The 565-nt window shown below is 54.3% G+C and carries 2 protein-coding genes; both read right to left on the bottom strand.

The window, feature by feature from the left end; translation table 11 throughout:
- A partial coding sequence (locus C5B91_RS21350) for a hypothetical protein (protein WP_119713036.1) occupies positions 1–259 on the bottom strand: 259 nt, incomplete at its 3' end.
- Between the two features lie 2 nt (positions 260–261).
- A partial coding sequence (locus C5B91_RS21345) for a winged helix-turn-helix domain-containing protein (protein WP_147374910.1) occupies positions 262–565 on the bottom strand: 304 nt, incomplete at its 5' end.

Raw genomic sequence — 565 nt, 5'->3', positions numbered from 1 at the left:
CGTATAGAGCGTAGAGGATCGTGAGCATACCAATCGCGACGATGGTTGTTGCCACCGTTCCCGCATTATGTAAGGTCAGGCCAACCACGTCGAACAAGATTCCTTCGACGATCGCGCCGAAGCTGATAATGGCGAACCCGACCGCGAGGTACAGCATCGATTGACTGTTGCTACGTCGGTACCCTCGATAGGCCTGATAGGCGATCACGAATCCCAGAACCATTGTGACGAGCTTTGCGACGATGAGTCCGGGGTGCATGGTTATTCGTTCCTCATTGTGTTCCACAACCGAGCAAATCTGTCGGGCGCGTCTTCTCGAAGTTCGATACGGACGTCGAATCCTGATTCGAGGAGCTGGACCTCGACGCGGTCGAGTTGGGCTTCGTATTCGCTGTAATGATGACCGTCGGGATCAACGTGTGTTCGCTCGATGAGCAAGTCGTACTCTAGCAACGTATTGACCCGTCTGGAAACTGTCGAGACTGACATGTCACACTCTTCGCTGAGTTCCTTAGCAGACATCTGTTTTCGGCGAGTCGCCTCGAGGATCGCGCGTGCGTAGTCG

Source organism: Haloferax sp. Atlit-10N (assembly GCF_003586325.1).
Lineage (GTDB): Archaea > Halobacteriota > Halobacteria > Halobacteriales > Haloferacaceae > Haloferax > Haloferax prahovense.
The sequence above is the reverse complement of the archived record's forward strand: the minus strand, read 5'-3'. Positions and strand labels throughout refer to the sequence as shown.